This window comes from Streptococcus pseudopneumoniae (genome assembly GCF_001072375.1).
Taxonomy (GTDB): Bacteria; Bacillota; Bacilli; order Lactobacillales; family Streptococcaceae; genus Streptococcus; species Streptococcus pseudopneumoniae_L.
In genome coordinates this window covers 45,876-54,759 of record NZ_JVKV01000081.1, presented here as the reverse complement: position 1 = coordinate 54,759, position 8,884 = coordinate 45,876, and the positions used below count along the sequence as shown (strand labels likewise).

Sequence of the window (8,884 nt, the reverse complement as noted above, 5' to 3'; positions counted from 1 at the left end):
CAAGGCGAAGCTGACGTGGTTTGAATTTGATTTTCGAAGAGTATAAGATGTTTTATTTTTATAATTCTAGTATAAAGCATAGATATCAAAGAATCGTCAAGCATTTCTAAAGTGTTTCTAAAGTTTTTAAGTTTCTAAAAATAAAAAGCCCAGTTGGCTAGAAATACTAGTTGACTGGGCTTATTTTCTACAAAATATATTTCTCAATAGCACGTGCAACACCATCTTCTTCATTGCTAGCAGTTACGGCATCCGCGAGAGATTTGACGTAGTCGCTGGCATTTCCCATGGCAATCCCAAGCCCTGCAAATTCTATCATCTCAATATCGTTATTGGCATCACCCATGGCCATGATTTCAGAAGGTTGGATATCCAAAATCTCAGCCAAGCGAGAAAGAGCAGAAGCTTTTGTGGTACCGAGTGGCATTGCTTCATAGATAACTGGTTGTGAACGAACTCCGCTAAATCTCTGACAAAGTTCATCAGCAAATCGTTGTTCAAAATCATCTGTTTGTTCTTTTGTACCTAAGAACATACCCTGGAACATGCGATATTTTCCACTGGTAGCTTCCTCTAGTGAAATTTCAGTCAGGTCAGAAAAGACGAGTGTCGCATCGTATTTTACGATAGGATTTGGTTCGCCTCCGAGAACGAAGTAGTGTTCCTCGTCAAAGAGAGTCAACTGGACCTCACTCTTTTCAGCAAGTTCATTTAGGTATTCAATGTCTGATTTGCTAAGTTCTCTCCAGTCAACAAGGCCCCAATCACTAGTTTGGTGGGTAGAACATCCATTGTTGACGATGACGTATTCATTCTGCAAATCAAGTCCGAGTTTCTTGTAGTAGGGAAGAACCCCAAAGAGAGGACGACCAGTACAGAGAACCAGTTTGACGCCTTTTTCGACAGCCTTATGAATGGTATTAATATGAGCCTGAGGAATTTCCTTGGCTTCGTTGAGCAGAGTTCCGTCCATATCAAGGGCAAGTAGTTTAATCATAGTAGTTCCTTTTCACGTGTTTTGTCTATATTATAGCATAATTTAGTGGAAATAAGGATTACTATGTCAATTTAGGACGTTTCAATTACAATTCATGATTTGAAGAAGCTTTTTGGCAAATATATGCTATACTAAACTTGCGATATACTGATAATGGATAAAAAAGCAGAGGACTTATCATGAAAAAAAGAGCAGTACAGATTTTACTAGCCTTGTTAGTAATTATTTATAGGAAGACTTGGTTTTGGTGGATTTTTAATCACTTTACAGCTAGATTTGTAGCTGCTAGTCGAGAATTTTTTCAAATTCTTGCTTTTTTAGAGTTTATCGTTATTCTTCTAGCTATGCTATATTTACTAGTATTCGAAGGTAGAAAAATGCTTGAGTTGAAGTAGAAATGGAGATATCTAGTTTATTTGCTTCTTGCTTATGGAGTCAGTTATCTTTCAGATATTGTGTTTTCTTTTTTAACCCCAGCAACGTCCAATCAAATCGCTTTAAATGAATTGACTGAGATGACAGGGCGACAAGAGTTACCTTATCTTTTACTTATTGTTTGTCTACTAGGACCAATTACAGAAGAATTGGTTTACCGTGGAGTTCTGATGAATACATTTTTGAAAGATTCACCTTGGTATGGAGATGTTTTACTATCAGCCTGCGTCTTTGGCTATGTGCATGTCAGTTCAGGTTTAACACCACTCGCCTTTTTCACCTATGCAAGTGGAGGAACGATTTTAGCATTGCTCTACCGAAAAACTCACTCTCTCTATTATCCCATTTTACTCCATATCATGATTAACATTACAGCATTTTGGGATTTATGGATGCTTGTATTTTCATGAAGATAGTGCTTATCGATCAATGCCGGAAATTTCTGGCATTTTACTTTTTATCAGTAGTTTAAGAACTCTCTATTTATAGGATTAGCAGTCAAAAAATGGTATAATGAAAGGTAATGAAAAAATCAAACGAGGCAGAGATGAAACTACTTTATACCGATATTCGGACTTCTTTGACAGAAATCCTGACCAAGGAGGCTCAAGGACTGGTTGCCCAAGGCAAACGAGTCTTTTACATAGCTCCTAACTCTCTTTCTTTTGAAAAGGAACGTGCCGTCCTGGAGTGCTTGAGTCAGCAGGCTTCTTTTGCGATCACAGTCACGCGCTTCGCTCAGATGGCTCGTTATCTGGTTTTAAACGATATACCCGCGAAGTCAAGTCTCGATGATATCGGTCTTGGTATGGCTTTCTATAAATGTCTGTCTGAGATAGACCCTAAGGATTTACGTGTTTACGGGGCTATTAAGCAAGATCCGCAATTCATCCAACAATTGATTGAGATTTACCATGAAATGACAACTGCTAAGATGAGTTTTTTGGATTTAGAAAGTCTATCTGACGCTGATAAACGTTCTGATTTGCTCATGATTTTTGAAAAGGTAACAGCTTATCTGAATCAAGGTCAAGTTTCGCAAGGGAGTCAATTATCATATCTGATCAATGCTATCGAAGAAAACAAGGTAAGTAGTGATTTTAGTAAGATTGCCCTAGTCATTGATGGTTTTACCCGATTTTCTGCAGAAGAAGAACACCTAGTGGATCTACTTTATCGTAAGGGTGTTGAGATTGTTATTGGTGTATATGCGTCTAAGAAATCTTATACTAGCCCATTTAGTGAAGGGAACCTCTACCAAGCCAGTGTTGAGTTTCTACGCCATTTAGCTTTTAAATATCAGACTAAGGCAGAAAATACTTGTCAAGAACATGAGAAACTTGATGCCTTTGCCAAAGCCTCAAGACTACTCGAAAGTGCTTATGATTATTCTGAAATTAGCTTAGAAGTGGATGATAAGGATAGAGAAGATTTGCAAATTTGGTCTTGTCTAACCCAAAAAGAAGAGCTGGAGTTAGTTGCTCGTAGTATTCGCCAGAAATTGCACCAAGAGCCAGAACTAAGCTATAAAAATTTTCGAATCCTATTAGGTGACGTAGAGTCTTATAAACTGTCTCTGCAGACAATTTTTAATCAATATCAAATTCCTTTTTATCTAGGTAAGAGTGAGTCTATGGCTCACCACCCTTTGACTCAATATGCAGAATCCATCGGGCGTTTGAAACGATACAATTTCCGTCAAGAAGATTTGATTAATCTCTTACGCACTGGCTTGTATACTGACCTTAACCAAGAGGAAATTGATAGCTTTGAACAATATCTTCGTTATCTAGGTATTGATGGTCTTTCTAGTTTTAAACAAGAATTCACAAAAAATCATCATGGGAAATTTGATTTAGAAAAATTAAATAAGCTTCGTGTTCGTGTTCTAAATCCATTAGAAACCTTATCATCTAGTCGTAAGCAAAAAGCTGAGAATCTTCTTGCAAGATGGAGCAACTTTTTGAAAGATGCTTATTTGACCAAGCAGTTACAAACTTTATCTGCAACGATGGAAGTAGCAGAGCAAGAAAGACAAGAGGAGGTCTGGAAAGCATTTTGCCACGTAATGGAGCAATTTGCAACCGTGTTTGAAGGTTTCCAGGTCACTTTGGATGATTTCTTGGCTCTTCTTCATTCAGGCATGAGCTTGTCCAATTATCGTACAATCCCAGCAACAGTCGATACTGTCCTGGTGCAGAGTTATGATTTGATTGCACCCTTGACAGCTGATTACATCTATGCAATTGGTTTAACACAAGATCATTTGCCCAAAATTGCTCAAAACACCAGTTTGTTGAGCGATGAAGAAAGAGAATCCTTGAATCAAATGACTCAAGAAGGTTCTCAATTACTGATTGCAAGTCAAGAAAACCTCAAGAAGAATCGCTATACCATGCTTTCGTTGGCCAACTCTGCTAGGAAGCAATTAGTCTTATCAGCACCAAGCTTACTCAATGAAAACGAGAGTAAAGAGTCAGTTTATCTGAAAGAATTGCAGGACTTTGGTTTTAGCAAGATTGAAAAGAGAATTGATCGAAAAAATCTATCGAAAGATGACATTGGTTCTTATCACAGTCTTTTGTCTAGTCTGGTTGCCTATCATCAGCAAGGTGAGATGGAGACAAGTGACCAAGACTTAACGTTTGTAAAAGTTCTGGCTCGTGTGATGGGTAAAAAGTTGGAAGGCAAAGGTTTGGAAAATCCCGTCCTACCGACAAGTCCAAAGAGCAAGACTTTAGATTCTGAAACTTTGAAAGCCTTGTATCCTGAAGATCAAGATTTCTATCTATCTACTTCTGGATTAACAGAATTTTACCGTAATGAATACAGTTACTATCTCCGTTATGTCTTAGGTTTGCAAGAAGAATTGCGTCTGCGTCCTGATGCAAGAAGTCACGGTAATTTCTTGCATCGTATTTTTGAACGTGCATTGAAACTTCCGAGTTATGAATCCTTTGATCGTCGTTTAGAACAAGCTATCTCTGAAACCAGTCAAGAACGTGAGTTTCAAGCTATTTATCAGAAAAGTTTGGAGGCTCAATTTACTAAGGAAGTCCTCTTGGATGTCGCACGCGCTACTGGACATATTCTTCGACATAATGCGGATGTTGAAACGATTCAGGAAGAGGCAGTCTTTGGTGGCAAGGAACAAGCCTTTATTCAGCTAGATAATGGTCGAAATCTCTATGTTCGTGGTAAGGTTGACCGAATTGACCGTCTAAAATCAGATGGAGCTATCGGTGTTGTAGATTATAAGTCTTCTTTGACTCAGTTCAAGTTCCCTATGTTTTATAATGGTCTTAACTCGCAATTACCAACCTATCTAGCTGCCCTCAAGCAAGAAGGGAATAGAGACTTCTTTGGAGCTATGTACCTAGAAATGGCTGAACCAATTCAGTCATTACAAACTGCTAAAACTCTTTCAAAGGCAGTAACAGAAACGAATAAGACTATGAAATACCAAGGCCTCTTTCTTGAAAAAGAGATAAAAAACCTTGGAGAGTTTTACAATAAAAACAAGACTTATCAGTTGTCTGATGAGGAATTCCAGTTATTGTTGGACTATAATGCCCTTCTCTACAAAAAAGCGGCAGAGAAGATTTTATCTGGTGAATTTGCGATCAACCCTTATACAGAAAACGGTAGAAGCATTGCTCCTTATGTCCAACAATATCAGTCGATAACTGGTTTTGAAGCTAATTACCATTTAGGTCAGGCAAGATTGTTAGATAAGGTCGCTAAGAGCAATGATAAAGAAACATGGTTTAATAAAATTAGAGAGGAGTTGGAGCGATGAAATTTTTATCCCAAGAAGAGATTGAAAAGTTGCAGATAGAAGAAGCTCATTCTGACAAGAAAACAAAGAAAACTGCTGAGCAAATTCAAGCTATTTACAGTTCTGGTCAAAACATTCTGGTCTCAGCATCAGCTGGCTCAGGAAAAACTTTTGTCATGGCTGAACGAATTCTTGAACAACTAGCGCGTGGAGTAGAAATTCGCCAACTCTTTATCTCAACCTTTACAGTCAAGGCAGCAACCGAGTTAAAAGAACGATTGGAAAAGAAAATCAGCCAACAAATCCAAGAGACTCAAGATATGGAGCTAAAAAAGCATCTTGGAAGACAATTAGCTGATTTACCAAACGCTGCTATTGGAACTATGGACTCTTTTACTCAGAAGTTCCTGGCGAAACATGGCTATCTCATTGATTTCGCCCCAAACTTTCGTATCCTTCAAAATGAAAGTGAGCAGCTTCTCTTAAAAAATGAGGTCTTTCGTCAAATTTTTGAAAGTCACTACCAAGGCAAAGAACAGGAACGATTTAGTCAGTTGGTGAAGAACTTTGCAGGTAGAAGCAAAGACGCGCGTGGACTGCGTAAACAGGTCTATATGATTTATGACTTTTTGCAATCCACTAGTAATCCTCAGGCTTGGCTAGAAAATTCCTTTCTAAAAGGCTTTGAAAAGACTGATTTTTCAGTTGCTAAAGAAAACCTAGCTGAGGATATAAAAGAAAGACTTTGGGATTTAGAAAGCTTTTTCCGTTACCATTTGGAAAATGATGCCAAGGAATTTGGCAAAGCAGCTTACCTAGAATCTGTCCAACAAGTTCTTGATGAGATCGGTTCTTTAAGCCATGAATCTACTTTTGAGCAATATCTAGAAGTTTTAGACCGAGTTGTTAGTATCTCTAAGGATAAGGGAGGTCGTTCTCTTACAAATGCTAGTCGTAAGGCCGAACTGCAAGACTTGAAAGAAGCATACAACCAAGAGAGAAAAGCAAAGTTTGAAAAATTGATTGCACTCAATGACCAAATCACTTTACTAAAATTCCAAGAAGATTATCATCAAGATTCCTGGGACTTGGCAGAGACATTCCAAGTATTCATGAGAGATTTTGTTGATGCCTATCGACAACGAAAACGCGAAGAAAATGCCTTCGAATTTGCTGATATTAGCCACTATACCATTGAGATTTTGGAAAACTTCCCACAGGTTCGTCAAGAGTATCAGGAACGCTTCCATGAAGTCATGGTTGATGAGTACCAAGATACCAACCATATCCAGGAAAGAATGCTAGAACTCCTCTCAAACGGTCATAATCGTTTTATGGTAGGAGATATTAAGCAGTCTATTTATCGTTTTAGACAGGCCGACCCACAAATTTTCAACGAAAAATTCCACAGCTTCGCTCAAGATGACAAAGAAGGTCAGTTAATTCTGCTTAAAGAAAATTTCCGAAGCAGTTCAGAGGTTCTTGATGCTACGAACGATGTCTTTAAACACCTCATGGACGAGGAAGTTGGAGAGATATCTTATGACGGTATGCACCAGCTTGTTTTTGGAAATACTGATATTCAATCAAATCCAGAAAACAAGGCAGAAGTTCTCTTGTACGATAAGGATGATGATAGCGATTCTGATGATGAGGAGGAACTTGCAACTAACAAACTGACTGGTGAAATGCGGATGGTGCTTAAGGAGATAATTCACCTTCATAATGATAAGGGTGTACCTTTCAAGGACATGGCTCTCTTAACTGCTAGTCGAAGTCGTAATGATCAAGTTCTGCTCGCCTTGTCTGAATATGGTATTCCTGTCAAGACAGACGGTGCTCAAGCAAACTATTTGCAATCCCTAGAAGTCCAGGTGATGTTGGATACTCTTCGTGTCATCCACAACCCTCTTCAAGACTTTGCTTTGGTTGCTCTGATGAAGTCTCCGATGTTTAGCTTTGATGAGGATGAATTGGCTCGTCTCGCTCTTCAAAAATCTGAGGATAAAGTTCAAGAGAACTTTTATGAGAAACTAGTCAATGCTCAAGCAAATACGGGTCTTCAAAAGGATTTAATTAAGTCTGAACTTCATAAAAAAATAGAATTTTTCATGGAAACCGTCCAGGCTTGGCGTTTATATTCCAAAACACATTCTCTTTATGATCTCATTTGGAAAATCTATAGTGACCGATTTTACTATGATTATGTTGGTGCCTTGCCAAATGGACTGGCCAGACAGGCAAATCTCTATGCCCTTGCTCTAAGAGCAGATCAGTTTGAAAAGAGTAATTACAAGGGATTATCCCGTTTTATTCGAATGATTGACCAAGTCCTGGAAGCCCAGCATGATCTTGCCAATGTTGCTGTAGCACCACCAAAGGATGCTGTAGAACTTATGAGTATTCATAAGAGTAAGGGGCTTGAATTTCCTTATGTCTTTATCCTCAATATTGATCAAAAATTTAATAAGAAGGATACTATGTCTGAGGTTATCTTAAGTCGAAGAAATGGCCTTGGTCTCAAATATGTTGCTAGAGTTGCTACAGATGCCAAAGAGGAATACGTTCCATCTACGATTAAATTATCTATCCCTAGCTTGACCTATACGCAAAACGAAGAAGAACTTCAGTTAGCAAGTTATTCTGAACTCATGCGTTTACTTTATGTAGCCATGACACGTGCTGAAAAGAAACTCTATCTAGTTGGAAAAGGTTCTCGTGAAAAGTTAGAATCTAAAGAATATCCGACAAATGGAAAAGGTCTTTTGACTCGAGAAACTAGACTAGATGCTAGTAATTTCCAAGATTGGATTTGGGCCATTTATCAAGCATTTTCTAAGGAGGATTTGCATTTCACTGTGCGCTTTGAAGTTGAAGAAGACCTAAGCAAAGAAGCTATCGGAGAATTGGAAAATAAAAGCCAGCTCCAAGACCAATCCCAAGCAGATAATCGCCAATCAGAAACCATCAAAGATGCGTTGGAAATGCTAAAAGAAGTGGAAATGTATAATCAAGTCCACCGTGCAGCAATCAATCTTCCAAGTGTACAAACCCCTAGTCAGCTTAAAAAATTCTATGAACCTGTCATGGATATGGAAGGTGTAGTAGTAGCTGGTCAAAGTCAACTAAAAGAAAGTACGGTTCAATTCAACCTTCCTGATTTCTCTAAAACTAAGAAAGTTACTGGTGCTGAGATTGGTAGTGCTACCCATGAACTCATGCAGAGAATTATTCTAGCTAAGAAACCCACTTTAGAGACTTTAACAGAGGCTTTAGAGCAAGTTCAAGTAAGTTCAGCTGTCAAATCTAAAATCAATCTAGGAAAAATTTTATCCTTCTTTGATACAGCTCTCGGTCAAGAGATTCTTGCAAATCAAGATAAACTCTATCGAGAACAACCTTTCTCAATGTTAAAAAGAGACGAGAAGAGCCAAGAAAACTTTGTTGTTCGTGGAATCTTAGATGGTTATCTCCTCTACAATGATAAGATTGCTCTCTTTGACTACAAGACAGACCGTTATGAGCATGCTAGTCAGCTTATTGAACATTATCGTGGTCAATTAGAACTCTATGCAGAGGCTCTATCTCGTTCATATCAGATAGAAACAGTTGAGAAATATTTGATTCTACTTGGTAAAGACCAAGTAGAAGTCGTTAAACTTTAAAAAGAAAGG

The 8,884-nt window shown here is 38.2% G+C and carries 3 protein-coding genes and 1 pseudogene; 3 read left to right on the top strand and 1 reads right to left on the bottom strand.

All coding sequences use genetic code 11. The annotated features are described in order from the left end of the window. Nucleotides 1–187: 187 nt before the first annotated feature. Nucleotides 188–997 carry a Cof-type HAD-IIB family hydrolase gene (locus tag ADH31_RS06765; RefSeq protein ID WP_049509710.1) on the bottom strand — a complete coding sequence of 270 codons (810 nt, stop codon included), beginning with the start codon at nucleotides 995–997 and terminating at the stop codon, nucleotides 188–190. Between the two features lie 179 nt (nucleotides 998–1,176). Between ADH31_RS06765 and ADH31_RS10260 the strand changes: the two are divergent. From ADH31_RS10260 to addA, 3 genes and pseudogenes are all read left to right on the top strand, one after another. Further along, nucleotides 1,177–1,842 (top strand): annotated as a pseudogene (locus tag ADH31_RS10260) (CPBP family intramembrane glutamic endopeptidase). A gap of 137 nt (nucleotides 1,843–1,979) precedes the next feature. Beyond that, nucleotides 1,980–5,231 (top strand): ATP-dependent nuclease subunit B, encoded by a 3,252-nt coding sequence (gene rexB, locus ADH31_RS06755; RefSeq protein ID WP_049509713.1) that lies wholly within the window; start codon nucleotides 1,980–1,982, stop codon nucleotides 5,229–5,231. Beyond that, nucleotides 5,228–8,875: a helicase-exonuclease AddAB subunit AddA gene (addA, locus tag ADH31_RS06750; RefSeq protein ID WP_049509709.1), complete on the top strand. Its 3,648-nt coding sequence runs from the start codon at nucleotides 5,228–5,230 to the stop codon at nucleotides 8,873–8,875. The genes rexB and addA overlap by 4 nt, the downstream gene beginning before the upstream one ends. The last annotated feature ends 9 nt before the right edge of the window (nucleotides 8,876–8,884 follow it).